The 26,989-nt window shown below is 65.6% G+C and carries 27 protein-coding genes and 1 tRNA gene; 10 read left to right on the forward strand and 18 right to left on the reverse strand.

Features of this window, described 5'->3' with window-relative positions:
• Positions 1–306 precede the first annotated feature (306 nt).
• The 7 genes from SIDU_RS12990 to SIDU_RS13020 all read right to left on the reverse strand — a co-directional run bounded on the left by SIDU_RS12990 (position 307) and on the right by SIDU_RS13020 (position 6,003).
• Positions 307–1,662, reverse strand: coding sequence for a sensor histidine kinase (locus SIDU_RS12990; protein WP_007682566.1), 1,356 nt, complete (start codon positions 1,660–1,662; stop codon positions 307–309).
• The gene (locus SIDU_RS12995) at positions 1,659–2,378 is read right to left on the reverse strand and encodes a response regulator (RefSeq protein ID WP_007682565.1); all 720 of its coding nucleotides are present in this window, start codon (positions 2,376–2,378) and stop codon (positions 1,659–1,661) included. The genes SIDU_RS12990 and SIDU_RS12995 overlap by 4 nt, the downstream gene beginning before the upstream one ends.
• A gap of 74 nt (positions 2,379–2,452) precedes the next feature.
• Complete coding sequence (locus SIDU_RS13000) at positions 2,453–3,079, reverse strand: EF-hand domain-containing protein (protein WP_007682563.1); 627 nt, start codon at positions 3,077–3,079, stop codon at positions 2,453–2,455.
• A 135-nt stretch (positions 3,080–3,214) separates the two neighbouring features.
• A complete protein-coding gene (locus tag SIDU_RS13005) occupies positions 3,215–4,432 on the reverse strand; it encodes an argininosuccinate synthase (protein WP_007682561.1) in 1,218 nt (405 codons plus the stop codon).
• Positions 4,433–4,594: 162 nt separating this feature from the next.
• On the reverse strand, positions 4,595–5,530 hold the full coding sequence (locus SIDU_RS13010; protein ID WP_025772138.1) for a hypothetical protein: 936 nt from the start codon (positions 5,528–5,530) through the stop codon (positions 4,595–4,597).
• 178 nt (positions 5,531–5,708) lie between these two features.
• A complete protein-coding gene (locus SIDU_RS13015) occupies positions 5,709–5,903 on the reverse strand; it encodes a DUF4169 family protein (protein ID WP_007682557.1) in 195 nt (64 codons plus the stop codon).
• Between the two features lie 26 nt (positions 5,904–5,929).
• Positions 5,930–6,003: transfer RNA gene (locus SIDU_RS13020), tRNA-Gly, on the reverse strand.
• A 110-nt stretch (positions 6,004–6,113) separates the two neighbouring features.
• Between SIDU_RS13020 and SIDU_RS13025 the strand changes: the two genes are divergently transcribed.
• The 4 genes from SIDU_RS13025 (at position 6,114) to SIDU_RS13040 (ending at position 11,513) form a co-directional block, all read left to right on the forward strand.
• Positions 6,114–7,028 (forward strand): LysR family transcriptional regulator, encoded by a 915-nt coding sequence (locus tag SIDU_RS13025; protein ID WP_007682555.1) that lies wholly within the window; start codon positions 6,114–6,116, stop codon positions 7,026–7,028.
• A 129-nt stretch (positions 7,029–7,157) separates the two neighbouring features.
• A complete protein-coding gene (locus SIDU_RS13030; protein WP_007682553.1) occupies positions 7,158–9,272 on the forward strand; it encodes a TonB-dependent receptor domain-containing protein in 2,115 nt (704 codons plus the stop codon).
• A gap of 105 nt (positions 9,273–9,377) precedes the next feature.
• A complete protein-coding gene (locus SIDU_RS13035; protein WP_007682552.1) occupies positions 9,378–10,493 on the forward strand; it encodes a DUF47 family protein in 1,116 nt (371 codons plus the stop codon).
• 18 nt (positions 10,494–10,511) lie between these two features.
• Positions 10,512–11,513 carry an inorganic phosphate transporter gene (locus tag SIDU_RS13040; protein ID WP_007682550.1) on the forward strand — a complete coding sequence of 334 codons (1,002 nt, stop codon included), beginning with the start codon at positions 10,512–10,514 and terminating at the stop codon, positions 11,511–11,513.
• A 61-nt stretch (positions 11,514–11,574) separates the two neighbouring features.
• Here the strand turns inward: SIDU_RS13040 and SIDU_RS19820 are convergent, their stop codons facing one another.
• Positions 11,575–11,742, reverse strand: coding sequence for a hypothetical protein (locus SIDU_RS19820; protein WP_007682549.1), 168 nt, complete (start codon positions 11,740–11,742; stop codon positions 11,575–11,577).
• A gap of 123 nt (positions 11,743–11,865) precedes the next feature.
• Between SIDU_RS19820 and SIDU_RS13045 the strand changes: the two genes are divergently transcribed.
• Positions 11,866–13,281, forward strand: coding sequence for a helix-turn-helix domain-containing protein (locus SIDU_RS13045; protein ID WP_007682548.1), 1,416 nt, complete (start codon positions 11,866–11,868; stop codon positions 13,279–13,281).
• Between the two features lie 110 nt (positions 13,282–13,391).
• Here the strand turns inward: SIDU_RS13045 and SIDU_RS13050 are convergent, their stop codons facing one another.
• The 4 genes from SIDU_RS13050 to SIDU_RS20275 all read right to left on the reverse strand — a co-directional run bounded on the left by SIDU_RS13050 (position 13,392) and on the right by SIDU_RS20275 (position 16,654).
• Positions 13,392–13,859 (reverse strand): RES family NAD+ phosphorylase, encoded by a 468-nt coding sequence (locus tag SIDU_RS13050; RefSeq protein ID WP_257787153.1) that lies wholly within the window; start codon positions 13,857–13,859, stop codon positions 13,392–13,394.
• 78 nt (positions 13,860–13,937) lie between these two features.
• Positions 13,938–14,297: an antitoxin Xre/MbcA/ParS toxin-binding domain-containing protein gene (locus tag SIDU_RS13055; protein ID WP_037508357.1), complete on the reverse strand. Its 360-nt coding sequence runs from the start codon at positions 14,295–14,297 to the stop codon at positions 13,938–13,940.
• Positions 14,294–15,598, reverse strand: a complete 1,305-nt coding sequence (locus SIDU_RS19380) for a hypothetical protein (RefSeq protein WP_129965428.1) — start codon at positions 15,596–15,598, stop codon at positions 14,294–14,296. Before SIDU_RS19380 ends, SIDU_RS13055 begins: the two co-directional genes overlap by 4 nt.
• Positions 15,599–15,829: 231 nt before the next feature.
• Positions 15,830–16,654 (reverse strand): cold-shock protein, encoded by an 825-nt coding sequence (locus SIDU_RS20275; protein WP_007682544.1) that lies wholly within the window; start codon positions 16,652–16,654, stop codon positions 15,830–15,832.
• Positions 16,655–16,900: 246 nt separating this feature from the next.
• Here SIDU_RS20275 and SIDU_RS13070 point away from each other — a divergent pair, with 246 nt between their 5' ends.
• Genes SIDU_RS13070 through SIDU_RS13080 form a run of 3 tightly spaced genes read left to right on the forward strand, consistent with a single transcriptional unit; the run spans position 16,901 to position 18,729 of the window.
• Complete coding sequence (locus tag SIDU_RS13070; protein ID WP_007682543.1) at positions 16,901–17,518, forward strand: ribonuclease D; 618 nt, start codon at positions 16,901–16,903, stop codon at positions 17,516–17,518.
• A 12-nt stretch (positions 17,519–17,530) separates the two neighbouring features.
• Complete coding sequence (locus SIDU_RS13075) at positions 17,531–18,178, forward strand: hypothetical protein (RefSeq protein ID WP_007682542.1); 648 nt, start codon at positions 17,531–17,533, stop codon at positions 18,176–18,178.
• A complete protein-coding gene (locus SIDU_RS13080) occupies positions 18,178–18,729 on the forward strand; it encodes an LptA/OstA family protein (protein WP_007682541.1) in 552 nt (183 codons plus the stop codon). The genes SIDU_RS13075 and SIDU_RS13080 overlap by 1 nt, the downstream gene beginning before the upstream one ends.
• A gap of 176 nt (positions 18,730–18,905) precedes the next feature.
• Here SIDU_RS13080 and SIDU_RS13085 read toward each other — a convergent pair whose 3' ends face one another.
• The 4 genes from SIDU_RS13085 to SIDU_RS13100 form a co-directional block, all read right to left on the reverse strand.
• Positions 18,906–19,496, reverse strand: coding sequence for a histidine phosphatase family protein (locus SIDU_RS13085; protein WP_007682540.1), 591 nt, complete (start codon positions 19,494–19,496; stop codon positions 18,906–18,908).
• 37 nt (positions 19,497–19,533) lie between these two features.
• A complete protein-coding gene (locus tag SIDU_RS13090) occupies positions 19,534–20,343 on the reverse strand; it encodes a 3-deoxy-manno-octulosonate cytidylyltransferase (protein ID WP_007682539.1) in 810 nt (269 codons plus the stop codon).
• 339 nt (positions 20,344–20,682) lie between these two features.
• On the reverse strand, positions 20,683–21,690 hold the full coding sequence (locus tag SIDU_RS13095) for a KpsF/GutQ family sugar-phosphate isomerase (protein WP_007682538.1): 1,008 nt from the start codon (positions 21,688–21,690) through the stop codon (positions 20,683–20,685).
• Positions 21,691–22,240: 550 nt separating this feature from the next.
• Positions 22,241–23,236 (reverse strand): NAD-dependent epimerase/dehydratase family protein, encoded by a 996-nt coding sequence (locus SIDU_RS13100; protein ID WP_007682537.1) that lies wholly within the window; start codon positions 23,234–23,236, stop codon positions 22,241–22,243.
• A gap of 292 nt (positions 23,237–23,528) precedes the next feature.
• Here SIDU_RS13100 and SIDU_RS13105 point away from each other — a divergent pair, with 292 nt between their 5' ends.
• Both SIDU_RS13105 and SIDU_RS13110 read left to right on the forward strand, forming a co-directional pair.
• Entirely contained in the window at positions 23,529–24,635 is a 1,107-nt protein-coding gene (locus SIDU_RS13105; RefSeq protein WP_025772762.1) for a GNAT family N-acetyltransferase, read from the forward strand.
• Positions 24,632–25,492 (forward strand): cupin-like domain-containing protein, encoded by an 861-nt coding sequence (locus SIDU_RS13110; protein WP_007682535.1) that lies wholly within the window; start codon positions 24,632–24,634, stop codon positions 25,490–25,492. The genes SIDU_RS13105 and SIDU_RS13110 overlap by 4 nt, the downstream gene beginning before the upstream one ends.
• On the opposite strand, the gene SIDU_RS13115 is transcribed toward SIDU_RS13110, so the two are convergent.
• The gene (locus SIDU_RS13115) at positions 25,470–26,525 is read right to left on the reverse strand and encodes a GNAT family N-acetyltransferase (protein WP_007682534.1); all 1,056 of its coding nucleotides are present in this window, start codon (positions 26,523–26,525) and stop codon (positions 25,470–25,472) included. The two genes, SIDU_RS13110 and SIDU_RS13115, sit on opposite strands and share 23 nt — an antisense overlap.
• Positions 26,526–26,610: 85 nt before the next feature.
• Positions 26,611–26,979, reverse strand: coding sequence for a DUF962 domain-containing protein (locus tag SIDU_RS13120; protein ID WP_007682283.1), 369 nt, complete (start codon positions 26,977–26,979; stop codon positions 26,611–26,613).
• Between the last annotated feature and the right edge of the window lie 10 nt (positions 26,980–26,989).

The following is a 26,989-nucleotide window of genomic DNA, read 5'->3' on the forward strand; positions in this document are numbered from 1 at the left end:
CCATGGGCGGCTTCCCGTCATCCCCCCTCCCGCCTGCGGGAGGGGTATATCTGGATTGGCGAATTTCAGCCCCTCCTCGACCTTGCCTAGAGGCCGCCGCAGAAAAGCCCATGTGGCCCAAGGGCAACAGGCTCCTGACAAAATGTCCTATTTTCCCAACATCAGCCAATCCGGCCTGTCCTACCGTCCGCCGCCCGGCCTATCCCCCATCCCTCTTTGAAACGTCCGACACATTGCGCCCGACGCCTACGCGCGCCCAGGCACGCGCGCGCATATAGTGTGAACTTCGGCGGAAAAGCGCCGTTTTCAGGCGGGCAGGACCAGGCTCGCCTCCAACCCGCCCTGCGCCCGATTGGCGAGTTTCAGCGCGCCGCCATGTTCGATCATGATCGCCCGCACCAGCGCCAGCCCCAGGCCCGCCCCGCCGGTATCCCGATTGCGAGAGCCCTCCAGCCGGGTGAAGGGCTCCATCATCTCCTCCATCCGCTCCTCGGATATGCCCGGCCCGTCATCCGCCACGATCAGCCGGATGGCGCCGTCCGCCCTTTCGACCGAGACATGCGCCCGCTCGCCATAGACGATGGCATTTTCGATCAGGTTGCGCAGCGCCCGCCTGATCTGCTGGGGCCGGACATCGGCCACCACGCGCTCGCTGTCGGCCAGATCGACCGGGGAACCGAGTTCCAGAAAATCCTCGACCACGGCATCGGCCAGCGCCGACAGGTCGACCTTCTGCCGGGCTTCGCTGCTGCGCCCTGCGCGGGCCAGCGAGAGAATATCCTCCAGCATCCGGTTCATCTCGTCGATCGTCTCGGACATGCGGGCGCGCTCGCCCTCGTCCTCCACCGATTCGGCGCGCACCCGCAGCGAGGCCAGCGGCGTGCGCAGATCATGGCCGATGGCGCCCAGCATCCGGTCCTTCTCGTTCAGCATCGCGAAGATGCGGCTGCGCATCGCGTTGAAGGCCATGGTGAGCTGCCGCACGTCGCCGGGGCCGCGCTCCTCCACCGCATCGGCCGATCCGGTGCGGGCAAACTGCTCCGCCGAGCGGGTCAACTGCTTCAACGGCCGCGCCAGCCTGCGCCCGACCCAAAGCAGCGGCAGCAGCACGATGGCATAGAGGATCAGCGTCTGCCCCACCAGCCAGCCGCCGAAGCGCGGCGGCCGGCCCCCGATGCGCGTCTGCGTCAGCGCCCATTTGCCCGGCTGATATTCGACCGCCATCGCAAGGCGCGTCATGCGCATGGGGGCGTGCCTGTCCCCGTCCGCGCGCAGGCGGAAATTGTCCCAGCGCCGCATGGGCAGCGGCCGGTTCTGTTCGACCGCATGGATGGAGCGGACCGAAAGGCCGACATCGTCGAACATCGCCCGGGCGCGGCGCTCGACATCCGGCCGGGCTTGCCCCGGCAAGGACGGGGCGGCGTCCAGGAAGCGCACCCGGCCCCGCCGGTCCGCCTCATCCCCGCCGCGCCGGTCCGGCCGGTTGTCGAGCGCATCGACGATGCGGTAGACGCCCGGCGCCGTCTGCGCCGTCAGTTCGATCCGTTGCCGCTCGCGCAGCAGCAGGGCGAAATTGATCGCCTGCGCCACGAACAGCGCCAGCGCGACCAGGATGATGATCTGGCCGACGACGCCCTGCGGCCAAAGGCGCAGCCGCCTCACAGCTTGCGCACGTCCGCCGACAGGGTGTAGCCGCCGCCCCAGACCGTCTTGATCAGCGTCGGGTTCTTGGGGTCCGGCTCTATCTTCTTGCGCAGGCGGCTGATCTGGTTGTCGATCGCCCGGTCGAAGGCGTTGGCCTCCCGCCCCTGGGTGATGTCCAGCAACTGGTCGCGGCTCAGCACCTGATTGGGCCGGGTAGCGAAGGCCAGCATCAGATTATATTCCGCCGTGGAAAGCGGCAGCGCCACGCCTTCACCGTCGACCAGCGTGCGCTCCTGCGTCTTGAGCAGCCAGCCCGCAAAGGCATAGGTGGCGCCGTCGGGAGCCGTGACGCGCTGGCCGCCGGTCGCGACGCGGCGGAAGATCACCTTGATGCGGGCGACCAGTTCGCGGGGGGAAAAGGGCTTCAGCACATAATCGTCGGCGCCCATCTCCAGCCCGACGATGCGGTCCGTCTCTTCCGATTTCGCCGTGAGCAGGATCACCGGAATCTCGCTGGTCTCGCGGATATGGCGGCAGAGCGACAGCCCGTCCTCGCCCGGCATCATGATGTCCAGGATCACCAGATCGATGGCGTTGGCGTTGAGGCGAACCCGCGCTTCCGCCGCATTTTCGACGGCCGTCACGCGAAAGCCGTTGCGGCCGAGATATTGCGCCAGCGGCTCGCGGATCGAGCGCTCGTCATCGACGAGCAGCAGATGGGGTCGTTCGCTCATGGTCCGCTTCTTGTCATGGCTTGGGGCGGGTTGGAAGGGCGAGGCCTGCAAATCAGCGCCTTCGCCCTTTACCCTCAATTGGCGGGCGGCGTCGCCCTGCGGTCCTTCCACCCGTCGCGGAAGGCCTGGCGCGCCGCCTTCATCTCTTCGGCGGTCACCTTGCCGTCATGATTGGCGTCGGCCTTGTCGAACAGGGCAAGCGGACGGGCCAGGAACTCGGCCTTGGTGATGCCGTCCTTTTTCACCGCATCACCCGGACCGCCGCGCATGCCCTCTCCCATATCATGATGCCCCCCTCCGCGGTGGCGCCAGCCGCGCCCTTCCGGCCCGCCGGGCTTGCCCATGCGGTCGCGCATGCCGTCCCGGCCCTGATGCCCGGCGGCGAATTCCGCCTTGCTGATCTGGCCGTTCTTGTCGGCGTCCAGCGCGGCGAAGCGCTTATCGAGCCGCTGCTGGCGGAGCATGTCGCGATCCGCCTGGTCCAGCTTGCCGTCCTTGTTGGCGTCCAGCCTGGCGAAGCGGGTTTCGAGGGCGGCGGTCAATTCCGCCTTGGTGACGGCCCCGTCCTTGTCGGCGTCGGCCATCATCAGCATGCCGCCGCCGCGCGGTCCGGCGTCTTGAGCGAAAGCGAGATGGGATGCAGCGAGCCCGCCGACGAACAGCGAGCCCAGCGCCACCGTGGTCATGAATTTGCGGATCATGGGATTTTCCTTCAAAGCGTCTGTCACGAACGGCGCCCTGCCGTCCTTGAAGACGCTTATCGGGAAGTTTTGTCCCGCAATTTTGTCACGTCACCCGATAAAATGTCGCAATTTGTATCGGGCGACGAAAATTCCTCAGCGGTCGCGGCGGCCCAGCAGGCGCAGGCGGAGCGCGTTGAGCTTGATGAAGCCCGCCGCGTCGCGCTGGTCATAGGCGCCCGCGTCATCCTCGAAGGTCACGACCTTCTCGCTGTAGAGCGAATAGGGCGACTTGCGGCCGACGACATAGACGCCGCCCTTGTAGAGCTTCAGGCGGACGGTGCCCGTCACCTTCTCCTGGCTATGGTCGATGGCGGCCTGGAGCATCTCGCGCTCCGGCGAGAACCAGAAGCCGTTATAGATGAGTTCGGCATAGCGCGGCGCCAACTCGTCCTTCAGATGCGCCGCGCCCCGGTCGAGCGTCAGTTGCTCGATCCCGCGATGGGCGAGGTGATAGATGGTGCCGCCCGGCGTTTCGTACATGCCGCGCGACTTCATGCCGACGAAGCGGTTTTCGACCAGGTCGAGGCGGCCGATGCCATGCTTGCGGCCATAGTCGTTGAGCGTCTCCAGCAGCGTCGCAGGCGACATGCCGACGCCGTTGATCGCCACGCCGTCGCCGCGCTCGAAATCGATGGTGATATATTCCGGCGCGTCGGGCGCATCCTCCGGATTGACCGTGCGCGAATAGACATAGTCCGGGGTTTCCTCCCACGGATCTTCCAGCACCTTACCCTCGGACGAGGTGTGCAGCATGTTCGCGTCGGTCGAGAAGGGGCTTTCGCCGCGCTTGTCGCGGGGGATCGGAATTTGATGCTTTTCGGCGAATTCGATCAGCCTGGTGCGGCTGGTCAAATCCCATTCGCGCCAGGGGGCGATCACCTTGATGTCGGGCGCGAGGCCGTAATAGCCCAGTTCGAAGCGGACCTGATCATTGCCCTTGCCGGTCGCGCCGTGGGACACCGCGTCGGCGCCGACCTGCTTCGCGATCTCGATCTGGCGCTTGGCGATCAGCGGGCGGGCGATGGACGTGCCGAGCAGGTAAAGCCCCTCATAGAGCGCGTTGGAACGCATCATCGGGAAGACATAGTCCTTGACGAATTCCTCGCGCAGGTCGTCGATGAAGATATGCTCTTCCTTGACGCCCATCAGCCGGGCCTTGGCGCGGGCCGGTTCAAGTTCCTCGCCCTGGCCCAGATCGGCGGTGAAGGTCACCACCTCGCACTGATAGGTCTGTTGCAGCCATTTCAGGATCACGCTGGTATCCAGCCCACCTGAGAAGGCAAGAACGATGCGGTTGATCTTGTCGGACATGGGCAACTTTCCTTGAGGGCGGGCCTGGGCGGCCATGCGATTACCGGCGGGCCGGTATCAGGCCGGACGGCTCAAGGCAACCGGATGCGCCGCACTATCTCGCGACAAAGGGGATGCCGATCGGGACCGGCATCCCCCTTTCCTCACGGAATCCGAAGGAACTCAGCTTGTCCGCGGCTTGAAGACGCCGTCGCGCCGCCGGTCGGAACCGAAACGATAAACCGTCTGGGTGGCCGCCGGCGCAGGCCGGGACGATTCGGCCGGTGCTGCCGCGGTTTCCTCGACCATCGGCGTTTCTGCCTGCCTCTGCCGTTGCGCGAGCAGGAATTTCGCCCGGGTCATGCGCTTGGCATGCGTGCGGAACGGGTTGTCGGCGCTGGGCGGCGCGGCGACCATCGCCTCCAATGTGCGTTCCTCCTCGCTCGGCACAGCGGCGGCGGGCGGTGGGGTCATCGGCGGCATGGCGGGCGCGGTCGTCGCGGCAGGTTCCATGGGCTGAATCACCTCGCCCTCCCAATGCTCCTGCCCTTCCCACTGCCCCTCGCGACGCCTGCGCCTGCGCAACAAAGCGGCTCCGCCCAGGCCAACCATCAGCAAGGAGCCGCCGCCCAATGCCCAAAGCAATGCCGGATCGATCCCGGCTTCGGACGGCGGAACAGGAGCCTGCGTCGCGGGCGCGGCGGGCGCAAATGCCTCGGCAGGAGGCGTCGGGGACGGTGCCTCGCGCTGCACCGGGGGCTCGACGCGGGCGGGCGGCGCGGTCGGCTCGGCTCGTGCCGCCGCGCGCGCCGCGGGCTTGGGCGCGCTCCGTTCCGCCCCGGTCGCTGCGCCAGCGGTCTGCGTCTTCTCCTCTGCTTGCGCGGCCGCGATGGCGGCCTCCAGGCGTTCTTCGACCGATGGCGTCGCCTGGACCACGGGCTGAGCCGGCGCGAATGTCGGAGCGGAGGCCGCCGGGGGCGCCGGTTCGGGGGAAGCGTTGGCGATCGCCGGCTGACCGGGCGACACGACGTCCTGCGCGAGCAGCGTTGGCGAACTGAAAGCCAGAACAGCGGCAATCGCGGCCCTGGCGGGGCGAAGTGAGCGAATACGTCCAGTCATAGCCAGGGTTGAACCCGCGAACTTCACGATTCAGCGCAAAACGCGCAGGATATTCCCGATCAATCGAGCCAAAGCACCGACGAAATGATCCGACCTTGGTCAATATTAACAGGCGTTCATTTCTATTGGGCGGTTTCTACTCTTCAGCCTCTGCCAGCAGCGCGAAGATTGCGATCCATTATTTGGGATCATCATCCCGATTGTCACGGCGCGCGCCGTCGATCTGCCGCCTGCTGCGTTCTTCTTCCGCCGATAGGGCCAGACGTTCCGCCTTGGTCCGGCCGAACTTGACGCGATTGCCCTGCGCCCGGCGCTCCTTGTCCGCCCGCGCCTTCGCCTTGCGCGCCTGCCGCAGGTTGACGATGTCGCCCATGACGTCGACGGGCCTCCATGAGGGGATGGAGCGGGTAGCGGGGATCGAACCCGCATCACAAGCTTGGAAGGCTAGTGCTCTACCATTGAGCTATACCCGCCCGTCAGGCTGAGCGCCCTGCCATCTTTGGGCGGCCTTCGTCAATATGGCAAAGCGATATTCACCCAATATCGGCCTTAACCCCGCGCCATATTTGCACTATCAGGGGTCATGGCCACGCCTTCCCTGCGCCAATTGGATATATTCGCGCAGATGGTGGCATCGGGCAGCCTCTCGCGCTGCGCCGGCGACCTGGGGGTCACGCCCGATGACGTGGCACGCGACCTGGCCTCGCTGGAGCTGCGCCTGGGCTATCGCCTGTTCGACGATCTTGCCGGCGCTCCTCGCCTGACGGCCGCCGGCCGGAAAACGGCGGAGGCCATGACCCTGTTGTCGCAGGACCGGCCGGAAAACTGGCAGGTCGACCAGGCGGACGGCATTGTCCCCGCCGCCGCTCCGCCGGAATCCTCCTCATCGCGGCAAAGCATTGTCCTGGCCGCGCCAGCGCCGGTCTTCGGCCACTTCCAGGAAGCGCTGGCCGCGTTCGAGGCGGCGAATGACGACGTCGCCATCACGCTGGACCTGACGATCCACCTGGCCGACGAAGCCGCCTGGGCGCTGCGCCGGGGCAAGGCCGACATCGCCTATTTCTATGCCTTGGGCGAAACGGACGAGCCGCTATCCCGCTATGGCTGGTCGGAGCAGATCAACCTCTATGCCGGCGCCGACCATCCGCTCGCCCGTCGCGACAGCGTGGCGACGGGCGAGCTCGCCGCCATGCCGACGCTGGCGATGGAGGCGCACAACGGCCTGCGGCGGATCATCGACGAGGCGCTGCTGCGCGGCGGCATCCGGCTGGGCGACCCGGTGCTGGAAACCGACAATCTGTTCGACATCATGACCATATTGCGCGAAGGGGCCGGCTGTTTCGCCGCCTTCGGCCCGCTCGCCCGCGACCTGGGACGGATGACCGGGATCAGGCGGATCGCGCTGGAACGTCCGTTGCCCGCCATAGAAGTGCGCCAGGCGCTCCGCCCGGAAAGCGCCCCCGCCGCCGCTGCGCTGGCCGAATTCCTCTTTCTCTGATCGCTCCACGCGACTGGTTGGGGGGATTCCGCGGGGAAGCGATCCATTGCGCGCCGAAGCGGTATTGATATGCTATATCATTTCAGATAGGAGAGCGCGTCTCTTTCCCAATCAAGGATGACGAACCGAATGTATCGTTCCGCAGTGCTGCGTGCCGGTTGCGCCCTATCCGCATTGTCTGCCGCCCTTCCCGCCTTCGCCCAGGACGCGCCCGCCGATGCGGCGCCGCAAGCCTATCATGATCAACGAGCGGACATCATCGTCACCGCCATCATTCCCCGCCGGCAGGGCGATATTCTTTCCGGGACGTCCGTGGTGTCCGGCCAGGAACTCACCCGGTCGCTGCGTCCCACCATCGGCGACACGCTGGCGCGCCAGCCGGGCGTCTCCGCGACCTCCTTCGGTCCCAACGCTTCCCGCCCCGTGCTGCGCGGTTTCCAGGGGGAACGCGTGCGTATCCTGACCGACGGCATCGGCAGCTTCGACGTGTCGAACACTTCGGTCGACCATGCCGTGGCGATCAACCCCCTTACCGCCGACCGGATAGAGGTGCTGCGCGGCCCCGCGGCATTGCTCTACGGTTCCTCGGCCATTGGCGGCGTGGTCAATGTGATCGACAGCCGCATCCCCCGCCGCGTGCCCGACGAGCCGATCCATGTCGAGGGCATCGCCACCTATGGCAGCGCCGCCAATGAGCGCACCGGATCGGGCGAGATCGAGGTGCCCGTCGGCGACAGGTTCGTGGTCCATTTCGACGGCAGCTATTCCAAGAGCGGCGACCTGGACACCGGCAGCTATATCCTGACGCCAGCGCTGCGCGCGCAGGCGGCGTTGAGCGGCGATCCGGAGATTGAGGATCTGGCCAATCTGCGCGGCAAGCTGCCCAACAGCGCGGCGCGCACCTGGGAAGTGGCGGGCGGCGCGGCGCTGATCACCGATGGCGGCAATCTGGGCTTTTCGGTCGCGCATACCGACAATTTCTATGGCGTGCCCGTCCGCTATTCGCTCGACCCCGACGGCGAAGCGGAAGAGGTGCGGCTGCACATGAAGCAGGATCGCGCCGACCTGCGCGCCGAACTGCCGGTCAATGGCGGCTTCCTGGAATCAATCCGCCTGCGCGCTGGCTTTGCCGATTACCAGCATCAGGAGATCGAGGAGACGGGCGAGGTCGGCACGACCTTCTATAACCAGTCCATCGAATCGCGGCTGGAACTGGTGCAGGCCAAGCGCGGCGGATGGGACGGCGCAATCGGCGCGCAATTCTTCGCCCGCAATTTCCACGTCGTGGGGGAGGAGAAGTTCCTGCCGCGCAACGAGACGGAGCAACTGGGTTTCTTCACGCTGCAATCCTTCGACCTTGGCACCACGCGGGTGGAACTGGGCGGACGCTATGAGCATACGCGGGTCGGGGCGGACGCGGACGAGACGCTGCTCAATCCCGCCTATCGCCGCAGCTTCGATGCGCTGTCCGGATCGCTAGGGGTCAGCCAGGAAATCGTGCCGGGCTGGCGCGTCGGGCTGAACCTGTCCCGCACGGAGCGCGCCCCTTCGGCCGAGGAACTGTTCGCGCGCGGCAACCATGCCGGAACGCAGGCCTTCGAACTGGGCAATCCCGATTTCGGGCTGGAAAAGAGCTGGGGCGTCGAGGGCACGCTGCGCGGCCAGGGCAATGGCTATACCGTCTCGCTGTCCGCCTATCACAATTGGTTCGACGGCTATATCTACGATTCGCTGGCCGACGACAGCGTCTGCATGGCGGCAAATGGCGGAGAGCCGCTCGACTTCCCCTGCTACCAGAACCTCCAGGCCGACGCCCGCTATCTGGGCTTCGAGGCGGAGGGCACGGTGAAGCTAGGGCAGGTGGGCGGCTATGCCGTCAATCTGGACGGCGTGGCGGACTATGTCCGGGCCACCATCGTCGGGTCGGGTCCGGCGCCGCGCATACCCCCGCTTCGCCTGCTGGGCGGCGTGGAATTGCAGGGCGACCGGCTGAGCCTGCGCGGCGAAGTCGAGCGCAGCTTCGCCCAGAACCGCATCGCCGACACCGAAACGCCCACCGACGGCTTCACGCTGGTCAACGCCTCCCTGTCCTTCAAGCCGATCAAGGGAAATGAGCGGACGACCATCACCCTGTCCGCCAACAACATCTTCGATGTCGAGGCGCGGCGGGCGGCGAGTTTCCTGAAAGATTACGCCCCCCTGGCAGGGCGGGACATCCGCATCACGGCGCGGCTGTCGATCTGACGCGTGGATCGATTGCGCAATGTGACGATTTTGTTACAAGGCGCCGGTGATTCAGGGGCCGCCATTCATCAGTCATGAACGCCGAGCGGCGCATAAGGGCGGCTGATGCGTCAGATCGCCGCCCTTCCCTATGCGACCGGCCCGGACGGGTCGATGCGCATATTGCTGATCACGTCGCGGGACACGCGGCGCTGGGTGATCCCCAAGGGCAATCGCATCAAGGGCATGGCCGGGCACCGCGCCGCCGAACTGGAAGCCTATGAGGAAGCGGGCATCCACGGCATTGCCTGCCCCGCGCCGCTCGGCCGCTATCGTTATGACAAGAAACGGCGGCGCGGCGACACGAAAGAGGCGACGGTCGAGGTTTTCCCGCTTGCAGTGACCGGCCAGTTGCCGCAATGGCCCGAACAAGGGCAGCGGGAACTGCGTTGGTTCCCCGTTGCCGAAGCTGCAAAGGCCGTCGACGAACCCGATCTGCAATCCATCATCGCCGCTTTCCGCGAACCGCCCCGGGATCCCGGCCTGTTCGTGCGGACGTTGCTGCGGGTCAAGGAATGGCAAAGCGAAAGGACTGGAATGCTGCGCTGGTTTCACGCGCTGATGCCCAAGCAAGGGCGCTTTTTCGAGCAGTTCGAGGATCATGCCGCGACCCTGGTCACCGGCGCCGATGCGCTCGCCAGGCTGCTGAAGGGCGGGCCGGACATGGACGCCCAGATCAAGGAGATTTCGGACCGCGAGCATGAAGCGGACGACATCATCCGCGAAGTGCTGCAGGACGTGCGCCGCATCTTCGTGACGCCCTTCGACCGCAGCGCCATCACCGGGCTGATCGGGGTGATGGACGACGCCATCGACCAGATGAACCAGACGGCAAAGGCCATCGCCCTGTTCGAGGTGAAGGAATTTCCGTCCCAGATGCAAGACATGAGCGCGCTGATCGTCGAATGCGCGCGGATCACGGCGGAGGCGATGCCGCTGCTGCGGTCGCTGAACCTGAATTCGGCCCGGCTGCATGACCTGACCGAAAGGCTGGTGAAGCTGGAGGGGCATGCCGACATCCTGCATGAAGCGGGGCTGAAGGCGCTCTACAACCAGGCGCGGCAGGGCAATCCGATGGATTTCGTCGTCGGCAATGAAATCTACAGCCATCTGGAGAAGGTGACGGATCGGTTCGAGGACGTCGCCAACGAGATTTCCGGCCTGGTCATCGACCACGCCTGATCCGGCCGGAACACTCATATGGACGCCCAAATCGCCTTTCCGCTGCTGGTCGCGCTGATCGGCGTCGCGCTGCTGTTCGATTTCCTGAACGGGCTGCACGACGCCGCCAATTCGATCGCGACCATCGTGTCGACGCGGGTCTTGAAGCCGCAATATGCGGTCGCCTGGGCGGCGTTCTTCAACTTCATCGCCTTCCTCTTCTTTGGCCTGCATGTGGCGGAGACGGTGGGCAAGGGCATTGTCGACGCCAGCATCATCGATCCGGCGGTGATCTTCGGCGCGCTGATGGGGGCGATTGCGTGGAACCTCATCACCTGGGGGCTGGGCATCCCGTCATCCAGCAGCCACGCGCTGATCGGCGGGTTGCTGGGCGCGGGGACGGCCAAGGCAGGGCTTTCCGCCGTGGTGTGGAGCGGGGTGTTCAAGACCAGCGCGGCCATCGTGATGTCTCCCGCCATCGGGCTGGTTCTGGCATTGCTGCTGGTGCTGATCGTAAGCTGGATTTTCCGGCGCTTCACGCCGCAGGGGGCGGACCGGGTGTTCCGCAAGATGCAGCTCGTGTCGGCATCGCTCTATTCGCTGGGGCATGGCGGCAATGATGCGCAGAAGACGATGGGGATCATCGCGGTGCTGCTTTATTCGCAGGGCATGCTGACCGGCGGGTTCCATGTGCCCTTCTGGGTGGTGCTGAGCTGCCAGGCGGCGATGGGCCTTGGGACGCTGCTGGGCGGGTGGAAGATCGTCCACACCATGGGGTCGAAGATCACGCGGCTGACGCCCGGACAGGGGTTCTGCGCGGAGACGGGCGGGGCGCTGACGCTGTTCATGGCGACGCATCTGGGCGTGCCGGTGTCGACGACCCACACCATTACCGGCGCGATCGTGGGCGTCGGGGCTTCGCGGCGGCTGTCGGCGGTGCGGTGGAACGTGGCGTCGAGCATCATCGTCGCCTGGGTGGTGACGCTGCCGGCGGCGGCGGCGATCGGCGCGGCCTTTTACGGGCTGACGCGGCTGTTCTGACGGGAAAAGGGCGCGGTCGGTTTTTCCGCCGCGCCCTTCCCTCTCCTGAACCCTGAAACGCTCAGCTCACCCGGCCGAGGCGGTGGTAGAGATTGGCGTATTTGACAGATTCCGGCTTGTCCTGAACCTCGCGCAGATAATGGGCGATGGCGGTTCGGATCAGGCCGAAATCCTCCTGGGAGAAAACCGCGCGGGAGCGGGCGGGCTGGGGTGCTTCGGTCGTTTCCATGGGTCTTCCTTTCCGTTGGGATGACGCATCAAACCATGAACGAGTCGGTCAATGAAGGCCGATTAGTGAGGCGGTGTCATGCGGTGACTTGTTCATAGTGTCATTTTTTGACATGGTGACAGTATGGCGGATGACCGGAAACTCTATCTTGGGCCGAAGCTGCGGGTGTTGCGGCGGGAATTGGGCCTCAACCAGACGCGGATGGCGGAGGAACTGGGGGTGTCGCCCAGCTACCTCAACCATCTGGAGCGCAACCAGCGGCCGTTGACGGCGCAGATGCTGCTGCGGCTGGCCAATGTCTATGACATCGACATTCGCGATTTCGTCGCCAGCACGCAGGAAGGGGCCGCCAGCGCGCTCAGCGAGATATTGTCCGACGCGCTGGTGCGCGACATCGGCATCGCCCGCGACGAAGTGCTGGAGGTCGCGGAAAATTATCCGGGGGTGAGCGAGGCGATCGGGCGATTTTACCGGGCGCTCAGCGATTTGCGGCGCCTGCCGGAGCAGGTGGCGTCAGGATTGTCGGGCGCGCCGGGGAGCGTGGCGCCGCTGCATGCGCCGCTCGACTGGTTGCGCGAGACCATGGCGAAGGCGGGCAATCATTTCGCGGAACTGGATGCGGCGGCGGAGTCGCTGGCGGGGGAACTGGGCGACGATCCTTCCGCCTTGCAGGCGGGCATCCGGGCGCGGCTGAAGGAGCGGCATGGCATGGCCGTGCAGATCGTGCGGGAGGATGTGCTGGCGGGAACGCTGCGCCATTATGACATGCACCGGCGGCGGCTGTTGCTGAGCGAGCGGCTGGCCTCTTCGGGGCGGCTGTTCGCGGTGGCCTATCAGCTTTGCGCGCAGGAACTGGCGGACGCCATCGCCGCGCAGGTGGCGCGGGCGGGGCCGCCGGACGAAGACAGCCGCCGCCTGGCGGGAATCGCGCTCACCAACTATGCGGCGGCGGCGCTGATCATGCCCTATGACCGTTTCGCCAAGGCGGCGGAGCAGAGCCGGCACGACCTGCCGCTGCTGCGGGCGCGCTTCGGCGTGTCGATGGAGCAACTGGCGCACCGGCTGACCAGCCTGGGGCGGACGGGGGCGCGGGGCGTGCCCTTCTTCATGGCGAAGGTGGACCGGGCGGGCATCGTGTCCAAGCGCTTCGACGGGGAGGCGTGGCCCTTTGCGCGGCTGGGGGGCACCTGCCCGCGCTGGGACGCGCATGAGGAGCAGGCGCCCGATGCGGTGGCCGCGCAACTGATCGAGACGATGGACGGGCGGCGCTTCGTCAGCCTGACCGTGGGATTGCCGAGGGAAGGCGGAGCGCGGGGGCGGTCGGTGATCGCGCTGGGCTGCGAGGCGAAGCATGGGGCGCGGATCGTGCATGCCGACGGGATCGATTTCGAGAAAGGCGCGGCGACCGGGGTTGGGCCGACATGTCATTTATGCGAGCGGCGGGGCTGTCCGGATCGCGCCCTGCCGCCGGTGACGCGGGCGCTGGATCTGCATGGCTATGAGCGGACGGTGGCGCCGTTTCCGTTTCGGCGGGTTTGAGGGGGGGGATGGGGTCCGTCCACTCTCAAATAACGTTATCCCATAAGACAGGCATAAGCTGGAAAAATAACTGCTCCGAGGAGATGTAGAGTACCGCCGCAGGACGCAGATCATGAATTGGATTGTTTCCAAGCATTCCAATCAACTGACTGAACGGAGACCTTCTGCACTTCGTCGAGATTAATAGCGTCCAGAAATAATATTATGTTTTGGCAATCCCAGCGCGCTGATGGGACAATCAAGCCATCAAAACCAAGAAAAGCCGCAGCGGCACCAATCTCCTGTGTGCGCGTATACAGCAATTCGCGATAGCGACTATCATCTACGCCCAATCGTTTAAGCTGCCCCTCGTCCGCAAGAATGAGCGCTTTTTGCATCTTTATGGTGAGTTCGAACACGTCGTGGCGCATCCGAGAGGGGAACACCGATTGTCCACGGCTCAGGTGAAAGTATATTTCAGCGATCGCTCCCTCACGCTTGGCTGCGCCATATAGGACGGACATTTCCGATGTGTTCCACCGACCTGATCCACGCGAGCCGTCGAGTACGTCGCGTCCGGTTCTTACGACCCGCCACATTGGGCCACTGAACGGCTGGGCGTCGATGGCACCTACGAGATCAAGAAGCCTGTCATCAAGTGCGCGCCGGCGGTCCACTTAAAGGTAGACTCCGCTGTCCAATCGCTCGATCACCTCAAGAACTTTGGCCGTGCGTCCATCCACGATCAAGTCATAAGGACGCAAGCCATCGAGTTGCGGATGCGGAGATTGAAGCCACAGCCGTACCTCATCCGGCTCATAGAAGTCCGCAAGCCTGGCAGCGACCCAGCGCAATTGGGCCATTGCAGTCTGCTTGTCGATGGTGGGATCTGCTTCACCCTTGCTCCAACGGCTGACGGTGGGTGGCGACACGCCGAGCATATTCGCTAAGTCGCGACCCTTAAGACCGCCCATGGCCTTAAGTTCTCCAACCAGCCGGGATACCGCTGTTTCACGATGAAGATTAGCAGCAGTCATGATGACCCTTCTTGAAATAGATCGTTCTGCCGCGATCCGCGGCGAAATTTGGCTTCTGCAGGAGGTGCAATAGCACCCACGCGATAATGGAGGCCGGACAATGCCTCATAGGCGAGTTCAAGGCGCTTAGATGAAGACTCAATCTTTTTTCTGATGTCACCATCCATGTTGCGAATTTTGTTCGCCCTTCCCGCGATTTTCACGCGTTCTAAAAGATGCTTCTCTAAAAACTGCTCGGCGCGAAGCGACTCTGGCATGTCAGATAAGCTTTTGACGAGATGGCTTGTTTGAACGGCATGATGCGCCTCCGGGTTCCGGAGCATCTTGTCGATGTCACCACAGCAGGAAGGATCAGAGCACCCGAACAACTGTCGAGAGGTTCGTGTTCCGTCGAAGAATTCACGCATTTCTGAAGTCGACACAAAGCGATCCAAACCCGCTATAAAAATCCGCTTGGACCCACCACCTCCGCCGCTTTCTGATGGCTTCAGCCAAGTGGACGTATCAAATCGCTGCTTACCTTCGAGTCCGCTCGCAAAACCGCTAACCCCGCCCATAGCAGCGACAGCAAGAGAAGCAATCCCCCCGACATAGTCGGCAATGAGCGGGATGCCTAGTTCATGGAAATCCGCCGATGCTTCGATGAATCGCGAGATGCCCACGCCAGTTGCGCTTCCACCAAAGCCCGAAATGCGAAGCCAAACGCGATCAATCGGCATGTTGCGGAGATCCTCGCGCAGAGCTTTTCGAAAGGTTGGATCACGAAACTGCGCATAGGATGCGATAATTGGATAATCGATCGGAATGTGATTACCACCATATTGATCCAGCGCCTTACGAAGGGCCTCACAGGATTTCAGGTCGATTACGCGCCAATTCCGATTGCTCTCGCCCAAAAAATGGGCAGGAGAAAGGACGGCAGCAACCTCACTTTTCACGACATGCCGCGCAATTGGTTCGATCACACTGCGATTGGTTCCAGGCGTGAAATCGGCGGCTTCAAGGAGGCGCCCTTCCGCAGCCCAAGGCGCGGATTTCATGGAACCAGAGAAGCGACCGGGCACACTCAATTCAGCACAGTTAGTATCGAGAATGATCTCTGCCTGCCGATCCTTAAGCGACCGCATCAGGCTCTTTTGCCGACGGGTGCCTTCAGTCGCCGCGTCTAAAACAAACCTACGACTTGAAAGTTTGTTGGCGCTTAAAAGCTGTTCGCACAACCCTTGCTCGCGAAATCCTACGCGCGTGGTTTGAGCAATTTCTGTCGGTTTTCCATGAAGATAGATAATGTTGTCGGTCATCACAAGTGACCTCCTCGCATTCTCCTTACGTATAAGTTTCATGATTGTCAATAATGAAACTTATACGTAACATTCCCGCTGGAGCAGGGAGGACGCTCTGGGGTCCAACGCGAGATTGCTCACCGAGCGGTATTGATGCCAAGCGAAGCTGTAGCTGAGCTCAAGATACGAAAAAGGGGCCGCCGGGCAGGCGACCCCTTCTATCTCTCCCTAAAGCGGGCAGGCTGTTCTTTAGTCGGCCTTCGTCTGAAGGTTGACGGCCGCATATTTGCCGCGGCGGTCGACTTCGAGTTCGAAGTCGAGGCGGTCGCCTTCATTCAGGGCGCTCATGCCGGCGCGTTCGACGGCGCTGATGTGCACGAACGCGTCGGGCTGGCCGTCGTCGCGCTGGATGAAGCCAAAGCCCTTCATGGCGTTGAAGAACTTGACCGTGCCGCTGGCGCGTTCGCCGGTGAGCTGGCGCTGCGGACCGCGGTCGCCGCCGCCCGGACGATCGCCGAAGCCGCCGGCGCGGGGTTCGCGGGGGGCGCGTTCGGTGACGGGGAGCGGTTCGCCCTCGATCTTGAGATCGGTCGCCGACACCTTGCCGCCGCGATCCACCAGGGTGAAGCCGAGCGGCTGGCCTTCGGCCAGGCCCGTCAGGCCCGCCTGCTCGACCGCGCTGATGTGGACGAACACGTCTTCGCCGCCATCGTCGCGGACGATGAAGCCGAAACCCTTTTGGCCGTTGAAGAACTTGACGACGCCGGTGCCTTCACCCACGACCTGGGCGGGCATGCCGCGGCCACCGCCGCCAAAACCGCCGCCGCCGCTGCGACCGCCGCCGAAGCCGCCGCCACCACCGCCGCCGCCGAAACCGCCACGGTCGCCGCCGAAGCCGCCGCCGCCGCCACCGAAGCGGTCGCCGCCGCCGAAGCCACCACGATCACCACCGAAACCGCCGCGGTCGAACCCACCGCCGAAGCCGCCACGGCCGCCTTCATAGAAACTATCGTCGCCGAAACTGTCGCGCTTGTCCTTGCCGCGCCCGCCGCGGCGACCTCTATCAAAACTCATGCCCTGTTGGTCACTTTCGCTTCGCCCCAGACTAAACCAGACAAGCATGTCGGGCGAATGACATGCAGAATCCACCGCTCACGCGCGGTTTGGGAATCACTATATCAACTTTTGCGGGACAGGCGAATGATTTTTAAGGCGGGTAAAGGGCGTGAAAATGGCGACTTTGGGACGGAATGGTCGCCTTTCGTTCCCGGTCGCCAAGGGGCGATTGCGAACCGGCGGCTTTGGCCATAGAGGGGAATCATGACCGTCCATTTCCATGAAGAGGATCTGCCCCAGGGCGTCCTTGCCCCCGGCCCGATCGCCGTCGACACCGAAACCATGGGGCTGATCACGCCCCGCGACCGCCTGTGCGTCGTGCAGATCAGCGACGGCCAGGGGGACGAGCATCTGGTGCGCTTCAACCCCGGCAGCGATTATGCCGCGCCCAACCTGTGCGCCGCGCTGGCCGATCCGGCGCGGTTGAAGCTCTATCATTTCGGGCGGTTCGATATTGCGGCGATCCGCCATTATCTGGGCGTCGTGGCCGCCCCGGTCTATTGCACGAAGATCGCTTCGCGGCTGGTGCGGACCTATACCGACCGGCATGGCCTGAAAGAACTGGTGCGCGAATTGCTGGGGCAGGAATTGTCCAAGGTGCAGCAGTCGAGCGACTGGGGCGGGCCGGTGCTGTCGGACGCGCAGAAGGAATATGCGGCGTCGGACGTGCGATACCTGCATGCGTTGAAGGCGGAACTGGACAAGCGGCTGGTGCGCGAGGGGCGGATGGAACTGGCGCAGGCCTGTTTCGATTTCCTGCCGCACCGGGCGGAGCTGGACCTGGCGGGATGGCCGGAGATCGACATCTTCGCGCATATGTGAAGGGCTGAACCCATGTCGATACAGGCCGATCAGCAACGCGACGTGCGCCGTCACTGGGCGCGGCCGGGGGGAAGCCATGACCGGCTGGTCGGGCTGCTGAAGAACTGGTTGCCGGTGTCGGTGGGCGTGCTGGCGGCCTTGCTGGCGACGGCGCCCTTCACCGGGGGCGACAAGGTGAGCTTCGTGCTGGACAAGAACAAGGTCGAGGTGGCGAAGGAGCGGATGCGCGTGACCGAGGCGCTCTATCGCGGGGAGGACAGCAAGGGCCAGCCCTTTTCCCTGCGGGCGGGATCGGCGGTGCAGAAAAGCTCGCGGGAGCCGATCGTCGACCTCAACGACATGTCGGCGCGGATCCTGCTGTCCGACGGGCAGGCGCTGCTGCGGGCGCAGAAGGGGCGGTACGACATGGATACGGAGCGGGTCGCCATCGACGGGCCGGTGCAGTTCCAGTCGGAGGGCGGATACCGGCTGACCACGCGGGACGTGGGCGTGGACCTCAAGACGCGGCGGATGCAGAGCGCCGGGCGGGTCGACGGGCGCATACCCATCGGGACGTTCAGCGGCGACCATCTGGAGGCCGACCTGAGCGCCCGGACCGTGACGCTGAACGGGCGGGCGAGCTTGCGTATCGAACAAAATGGTCTCAAAGGGCAAAGGTGATGAGAAAGCCCCTTCTTTTGCTGTCGCTGGGTGCGGCGGGCCTCCTTTTCGCGGGGGCGGACGCGCAGGTGCTGAAGAACCATGACAGCAATGCGCCGGTCAACTTCACCGCCGACAGGATCGAGGTGCAGGACCGCGCCGACCGCGTCGTGGTGTCCGGCAATGTCGAGGTGACGCAGGCGGGCATGACGCTGAACGCGGCGCGGATGACGGTGGCCTACCGCAACCAGCCGGGGGGCGGGACCGGGCCGGGCGGCGTGGAGATCGACCGGATCGACGCGTCCGGCAATGTCGTGGTGCGCAAGGCGGACCAGACGGCCAAGGGCAATGTCGCGATCTATGACCTCAACAGCAGGCTGATCACCATGCTGGGCAATGTGTCGCTGACGCAGGGGGCGAACCGGCTGACCGGGGGGCGGCTGGTGATCGACCTGACCAGCGGGCGCTCGACCGTGGACGGGCGCGCTGCTGGCGGGGGTGGTCCGGGGGTTTCCAGCGGGGCTGGCGGGCGCGTGTCGGGCACGTTCACGGTGCCGCAGCGGAAGGATTGAGCCGGGGTTCGGGGGGTTTAATCCTCCGTCACCCCGGACTTGATCCGGGGTCCCGCTGTCTTGAGCTGGGCGCTGGTTTACAAGAAAAGCGGGACCCCGGATCAAGTCCGGGGTGACGAATAGAGGGAACGTCCGCTCTCTACCCTTTAGCTGCCGCTTCGGGGCGTTCGGCGTGGTTAGGGCCGTTCGTCCCAGCGGATGAGATGGACGCCGGCCCCTTCCTCGATCGCCAGTTCGCCGAAGGCGCCGGTGCGGAGCTTGAGGTTGGCGAGCGGCAGGCCCAGCGCCAGGAGCGCGAAGCGGGCGGCGCCGTTGCTGGTGACGAGCAGGTCGGCGCCCTCCCCTTTCCGAGCGAACCAGTCTTTCCAGGCGGCGATGCGGGATTCCGCGTCGACTTTCCAGTCCTGGGGCGGGATGCCCCGTTCATCCCAGGCGGCGAGGGCTTCAGGGCCGAGGCGGGCGAGGACTTGCGCTTCGGGTTGGCCTTCGTCGGGGCCGTGGTCGATCTCGTCGAGCCAGGGGAGCGGGCCGTCGAGCGGGTGGCCGGTGGCGGCGGCGATGGCGGCGGCGGTCTGGCGGGCGCGGAGCAGCGGGCCGCTGTGCAGGCGGCGGATGGGCAGGTTCTGCGCGGCGAACCAGGCGGCGAGGCGCTGGGCCTGGGCGTGGCCGCTTTCCACCAGCGGGAGGTCGGTGCGGGCGCCGATGCGGCGGGCGTCGGCGCTGCTTTCGAAGGTGTTGCCGTGGCGGATGATGAAGATGCGGCGCATGGGCTGTTTCTCGACTTCGCTCGAAACGGGCGGAGGATCAGGGCGTGGGGTCGCCGTGGGCGGCGATGAGGGCTTCGACGCGGGCTATGTCGGCCTCAGTGTCGATGCCGGAACTGTCGAAGACGGGCGGCGGGACCGGGACGGTGGTGATGGGGATGCCGAGTTCGAGCAGGCGGAGTTGTTCCAGGCCTTCGAGGGTTTCGAGGGCCGTGGGGGGCGTCGCTTCGAAGCGGGTCAGGGCGTCGAGCGTGTAGCCGTAGAGGCCGACATGGCGCCAGACCGGGGAGAGCGGCTGGCTCTGGCGCAGGGCGTCCTCGTCGCGGATGGCGGGGATGATGGTCTTCGAAAACCAGAGGGCGCGGCCGTCGGGGGCGCGGGCGCAGGTGGTGCCGCTGAAGGGCGAGCGCGTCTTGTGGTCGCGCAGGGCGTCGAGCGCGGGCCAGTCGAGCGCGATGACGGGGGTGGCGACCTGCGCCCCCGCCTCCAGCGCGGCGATGACGGCGCGCAGGGCCCCCTGGGGCTGGAAGGGGCTGTCGCCCTGGAGGTTGACGATGAAGCGGGGTTCGCTCCCGCACTGGCGCGCGGCGGCGAGGGCGCGGCCGGAGCCGGTGGCGATGGCGCTTTCCGTCATGGCCGCATCGCAGCCCGCGGCGCGGGCGTGGGCGGCGATTTCCTCGTCATCGGTGGCGACGAGCAGTTGGATGTCGGAGAGGCCGGCCGTGGCGGCGCGGGCCATGGCGATGGTCCGGTGCAGCAGCGTGCGGCCGGCGATCAGGCGCAGCGGCTTGCGCGGCAGGCGGGAGGAGCCGGCGCGGGCGGGGATGACGATGAGGGTGGATGGGTTCATTTCAGGAGGAATGCCGTCGAGGGGCCGCGTGCAGGGGCATGTGTGGAAAGGCCGTCAGGGGGCGGGACTGGACCGGGTGATTTGGGTGGAGAGCGGACGGTCCCCATTTCGTCGCCCCGGACCCTTCGACAAGCTCAGGACAGGCTTGATCCGGGGTTCCGCTTTTCTTGTAAACTAGCGCCCAGCCCAAGACAGCGGGACCCCGGATCAAGTCCGGGGTGACGGAAAACTGATGGCCGCAACTGGCCAAATCGATCAGCCCCACGGACGCCGAATTTGCCTGCTTTGCCCAGGCGCCTGCCTTCGCAGGAGCGCGGTCGCCCCTGGGGCGAATGGCGCTCAGGCGACGCCCGCATGGAGCAGGTCGTGCATGTGGATGGCGCCGACCAGCCTGTCCTTTTCGCAGACGAAGAGGAGCGTGATATTATGGTCGTGCATCAGGCGGAGCGCTTCGGAAGCCAGTTCCTCGGGGCTGACCGACACGGGCTGGACGGTCATGTAGCGGCCGACCGGCTCGTTCATGTGGCGGGTGCCGGTGACGGTGCGGCGCAGGTCGCCGTCGGTGAAGGCGCCGATCAGTTCGCCCTTTCCGTTCACCACCGCCGTGCCGCCGAGCCGGGCGCGGGTCATTTCGATGGTGGCGTCGAGCAGGGAGGCGTCCTCCTCCACCCGCGGCACGTCGCCGCCCGAGGCCATGAGTTCGCGCACCTTGACAAGTTGCGCGCCGAGCCGGCCATTGGGGTGGAATTTATGGAAGTCGTCCGCCGAAAAGCCGCGCATTTCCATGAGCGCGATGGCGAGCGCGTCCCCGAACGCCATCTGGATCGTGGTGGAGGTGGTGGGCGCCAGCGAATTGGGGCACGCTTCCTTCACGTCGGGCATCAGGATGCAGATGTCGGACGATGCGGCGACCGTGCTGTGCGGGCGCGCCGTCATGCCCAGCAGGGGGATGGCGAAGCGCTTGCAATATTGGATGATCGGGCCGAGTTCGTTGGACTCGCCCGAATGGGACAGCATCAGCACGACGTCGTCCGGCGTGATCATGCCCAGGTCGCCATGGCCCGCGTCGGCGGGATGCAGGAAGATGGCGGGCGTGCCGGTGGAGGTGAGCGTCGCCGTCATCTTGCGCGCGATGATGCCGCTCTTGCCCATGCCGGTGACGATCAGGCGGCCGCGCACATTCATGATGACGCCGACCAGCCGTAGGAAATTGGCGGAAAATTCCCGGTCGTTGAACTGGTTTTCAAGGGCGTTCAGCCCCTCGGCCGCGATGGATAATGTCCGGCGCGCGGTTTCCGCGATGCGCCCGCCTGAGCCGAATGGCACGATCTTCGTTACTGTCGACACGCGTAAGCCCTTTTTTCCACCATCGCCGCCGGCTTTTTCCGACTGACGACAGCGGCGACGATCCACCGCCCCAGGTGTTCCGCCCTTACTTCGTTCCGCGACCCGACCGATCGAAGCGACCGGCACCCGGTTGTCGGGGATAAGCGTCTTCCCCTAATATTGGCAATCGATTTCGCAAGCGCGAATGATGATTTCCGCGCCATTAACGCCACAATGGATGAAAATGCGATGAAGCGCATAATTTTATCGGCGGATGGCGGAACCTTTTGCAGGAGGAGTGGTTATGGCGTGCTTTTGCTGCATCGCGCCATGAGCAAGGGTGGGGGGTAATGCGGGAATGGCGGGAGATGGCCAATGGCGGACATCAGTTTCCGTCACCCCGGACTTGATCCGGGGTCCCGCTTTCTTTCTGAGTGCGCGCCCAGCCCAAGGCAGCGGGACCCCGGATCAAGTCCGGGGTGACGAATAGGGGGGAGGGGTGACGAATAGGGGGAAGGTCCGCTCTCCACCCAAAACCGCTTGGTTCGGCGACGCTTGAATTCGTCCCTGCCTAATCGTGATAGGCGCGATACCAGTCGACGAAGCGGGGGACGCCCACTTCGATGCCCGTGGTCGGGGCGAAGCCGATGTCCTGCGCGATGGCGCTGATGTCGGCGAAGGTGGCCGGCACGTCGCCCGGCTGCATCGGCTGGAAGTCGATCTCCGCCTTGCGGCCGCAGGCTTCCTCCAGAACGGAGATGAGGTGCATCAATTCCTCCGGCCGGTTGTTGCCGATATTGTAGAGCCGGTGGGGCGAGCGGCTGCCGCCCGCCTTGGCCGCGCCGTCATCCTCCGGCGCATGGTCGAGGCAGCCGATCACGCCGCTGACGATGTCGTCGATATAGGTGAAGTCGCGCTGCATCCGGCCGTGGTTGAAGACGGGGATCGGCTGGCCCGACAGGATTTTCGAGGTGAAGATCCACATCGCCATGTCCGGACGGCCCCAGGGGCCATAGACGGTGAAGAAGCGCAGGCCGGTCATCGGGATGCGGAAGAGATGGGCGTAGGTTTCGCTCATCAGTTCGTCGGCGCGTTTCGTTGCGGCGTAGAGCGAGACGGGGTGGTCGGCGCGGTCCTCGACCCGGAAGGGCAGCGTGTCGTTGCCGCCATAGACCGAGGAGGAGGAGGCGTAGACCAGGTGCCGCACCCGCCTTTCCCGCGCCACTTCCAGCATGTTGACATGGCCGGCGAGGTTGGAGCGGACATAGGCGTGCGGGTTGATCAGCGAATAGCGCACGCCCGCCTGCGCGCCCAGATGGATGATGGCGTCGACCGGATGGTCGTGCAGCGCGGCCTGGAGCGCGTCCATGTCGGCGAAGTCCAGTTCGGCGAAGGTGAACAGGCCGCCATGGCGCTGATGCAGGGCGGCGATCCGGTCGCGTTTCAGCGAGACGGGATAATAGTCGTTCATATTGTCGATGCCGAAGACGGCCCGGCCTTCGGACAGAAGACGGTCCGCGACGGCCATGCCGATGAAGCCGGCCGCGCCGGTCACGAGGATTGTCATGGGCTGCGGTTTCCTGTCCTTGCCTTGGCGCCGGAGTCTTTCACAGACAATCCGGGGGGCGATGTAAAGGGCTTTCCCCGGAAGCTCCGTAATAGTGCCTAAAATTTGCCGGGCTTGGGGTGGATGGCGGTGGACATTCAGCTTTGCCGTGCTCCTGCGAAGGCGGGAGTCCGGTCCCGCCCTTCGTTCATCATCGCTCCCTGGGAACTGGGCTCCTGCCCTCGCAGGAGCACGCTGCGTTTACCTTCGCGGGTTAGCCTTTCCCTAATCATTGGCGGATATGGCCGGGAGCATGGACATGGCTTCCCATCCCGCAATGGCGAACGCGCGCGCCCATGCGCCGGCGCGCTGGGCCGCGCTGGCGGACGCGGCGGCCGAGGCCAATGCCTTCTACCTGCCCGAAATGCTGTGCGCGGCGCTGGATCATCTGGCGGATGGCGCGACGGTCCGCGTGCTGGAGGCGCAGCGGGACGGGGAACTGATCGGGCTGATGCCCGTGGTCGTCGCGGCGCGGCACGGGCGGCTGCCGCTGCGTTGCGTCACCAACTGGATGCACGATCATTGCTTCTTCGGCGCGCCGCTGATCCGGCGGGGCCAGGAGGTGGCGGCGTGGCGGGAATTGCTGAGGCAGTTGGACGAGGCGGACTGGGCGCCGGGCTTCCTGCATCTGCGCGGGCTGGACGCGGCGGGGGCGAATGCGGCGGCGCTGGAGGCGCTGTGCGTCGAGCAGCGGCGCGGGCGGCGGGAGGTGCATCGCTACGACCGGGCGATGCTGCGGTCGGAACTGGACGCGGACGCCTATTGGGAAACCCATGTGCGGGCCAAGAAGCGCAAGGAATTGCGGCGCCTGCAGAAGCGGCTGGCCGAACTGGGCACAGTCGAGAGCAGGCTGCTGGTCGACGGGGCGGAGCTGGCCGCGTGGTGCGGGGAATTTCTGGCGCTGGAGGCCGCGGGCTGGAAGGGGGCCGAAGGATCGGCGCTGGCCTGCAAGGACGAGGATGCGGCTTTCTTCCGGGCGGCCTGCGCGGCGGCTTTCGAGAACGGGCGGCTGCATTTCCTGCGCATGGACCTGGATGGGCGGGCGATCGCGATGCTGGTCAATTTCCGGCATGGCGAAGGGGCCTTTTCCTTCAAGATCGCCTTTGACGAGGCGCTGGGGCGCTTTTCGCCGGGGGTGCTGATCGAGATCGCCAATCTGCAGGCAGTGCTGGGCGATCCCGCCATCGGCTGGATGGATAGCTGCGCGGCGGCGGACCATCCGATGATCGACAGCCTGTGGGGCGAGCGGCGGACGATCACGCAATATCGCATCGCCCTGCGGGGCGCCGGGCGAAGCGTCGCCTTTGCGCTGGCCAATGGCGTCGAGGCGCTGGGGCAGAGGTTGAAGGGGCAGATATGAACGCGGTGAGCGCCATCGAGGCGGCGGTGTTTCCGGAAGAGGCGCGGGCGGCCTTCGCGGCGGCTTATCCGGACCGGGCTGCGAAATTGAGCCACGGGCTGGCGGGGCATGCGCTGCTGACGCTGGAGGCTCTGGCCGGGCTGGCGGAGCGAATGCCGGCCGACTCCGTGGAGTATAATCTGGGGAAGCTGCCTTTGGGCGTGCGGGCGGAGGATACGCCGTCCAACGGGCTGACGCTGGGCGAGACGATCCGGACCATAGAGACCAACGGCAGTTGGGCGGTGCTGAAGAATGTCGAGCGGGATGCGGCCTATGGCGCGCTGCTGGACCGGGCGCTGGCCGAACTGGCGCCGCTGGTGGAGCGGGAGACCGGGCCGATGCTGCATCGGGAGGCGTTCATCTTCCTGTCCTCGCCCGGCAGCGTGACGCCGTTCCACATGGACCCGGAGCATAATATCCTGCTCCAGATCCGGGGCGAGAAGACGATGACGGTCTTTCCGGCGGGCGACGAGGAACTGGTGCCTGCGGTGCAGAGCGAGGCCTTCCATGCGGGCGGGCATCGCAATCTGGACTGGCGGGACGGGTTTCGCGAGCGGGGCATGGCGGTGACGCTGTTGCCGGGCGATGCGATCCATGTGCCGGTCAAGGCGCCGCATTTCGTGGAGAATGGCCCTGTCGTTTCGGTCAGCCTGTCCGTCACCTGGCGGTCGGAGCGGAGCGTGGCGGAGGGCGAGTTGCACAGCCTGAACGCGCTGCTGCGGCGGCGCGGGCTGCCGGTCGGGCGGATCGGGACGCGACCGGAGGCGCAGGGCGCGCGGCGGATCGCCTACCGCATCATGCGGAAGCTGGGCGTCTGAGCAGCTTGCGCAAGGCGGCTTCGGCTTCGAGGCGGGGGCTGAAGCGGTCGACCTGCCACCATTCAAGGGCTTCCTCGCGGGTGGCGAGGCTCTGCTTGTAGCGGTCCTTGCCCGCGAGCAGCGAGTAGAGCGCGAGGCCGCGGGCGGCGTAGTGGTCGACGGCGGCGGCGTGGCAGAGCAGGCCGGGCTTGTCCTTCGGCGCGCGGGGGGCGGCGAAGGCGGACTGGTAGTTCATCGCTATGCCGTCGTGGAGGACGTTGAGGAGCAGGCCGACGGTTCCGCCGCCATCGGTGAAGCGCAGCAGTTCGACCTTTTCGTCGCGGCTTGCGAGGGCGGCGGCGAAGCGGCGGAAGGCGGGGTCGTCCCAGGCATTGTCGGCGTGGCGGCCGGTGTTGAGGGACCGCATTTCGTCCAGCCATGGGGCAATGTCGGCTGGGGCGGCTTTGGCGATGGCCGGGAGCGCGCCGCCATGATCCTTGAGGGCGCGGCGGATCTGGGCGCGGCTGTTGGAGCTGAGCAGCGACAGATAGTCGGCGGCGCGGACGGCGGCGAGGTCGACCTGATAGACCGGGGAGCGGTCGAGGCGGGTCTTGCGGCGGGCGGGGATTGTCAGGAGCGGCGAGTCGGGGGCGATGCCGTCGAGGCGGAGGGTGCGCCAGTCGTTGCGGTTTTGCAGGGCCTGGAGGGCGGCCCGTGTCGCCTCCCCTTCCCTGCCCTTTGCGGCGAGCAGGCCGTTATATTCGATGAAGGGGCGGTCGGCACCGGGGTCGCCGGACTGGTTGAGCGACAGGGTGGCGCTGCGGCCCAGCAGGCGGGGTTGCAGGGCATGGCCGAAGAGGGCAAGCGCGACGTCCCGGCCCTGCGCGTCGGTGACGGCGAGGAGTTCGGGGCGGACGGCGTAGCTTTCCAGCCAGGCGCCGGTCCAGGTCCAGCCGAGGAAGAAGCTGGCGGCGGCGCGGGACTCCAGCGCCTGCCAGCGGGGGGCGAGGCTCGCCAGGTCGGGCAGGCGGGTGAAGTGGGCGGTGAGGGCCATTGCGGGCCCCCTTTTGGCAGAGCGGCGGTGGGGGTCAAGCGTGGTGGGAGGAGTATGGCGTTCCTGCGAAGGCGGGAGCAGGGTGCTACAGTTCGCGGCGCAGGGCGGGGTCTATGCTGCCGTCGGGGCGGACGCCGGCGCGTTTCAGGTCGCGGCCCATTCTTCCGGTCAGGAAGCGGAACCACATCACGAAATCGGCCCGCAGCGACCAGAAGGGATAGCGGAAGGTCGCGGGGCGGTTATGTTCGATCAGGCTGTGGCCGATCCAGGCGAAGCCATAGCCTGCCAGCGGCATGGCCGGGATCATCCACCATTTCCCCGCGACCGGCAGCGCGGCGATCAGCAGCACGACCAGGCTGGTGCCGGCATAGTGCATCGCCCGCGTGCCCGCATGGGCATGTTCCTGGAGATAATAGGGCCAAAAGTCGCGGAACGCCGCTGTCTTGTCGTCCATCGCATCCCCT

Origin of the sequence: Sphingobium indicum B90A, from assembly GCF_000264945.2 — a bacterium.
Lineage (GTDB): Bacteria > Pseudomonadota > Alphaproteobacteria > Sphingomonadales > Sphingomonadaceae > Sphingobium > Sphingobium indicum.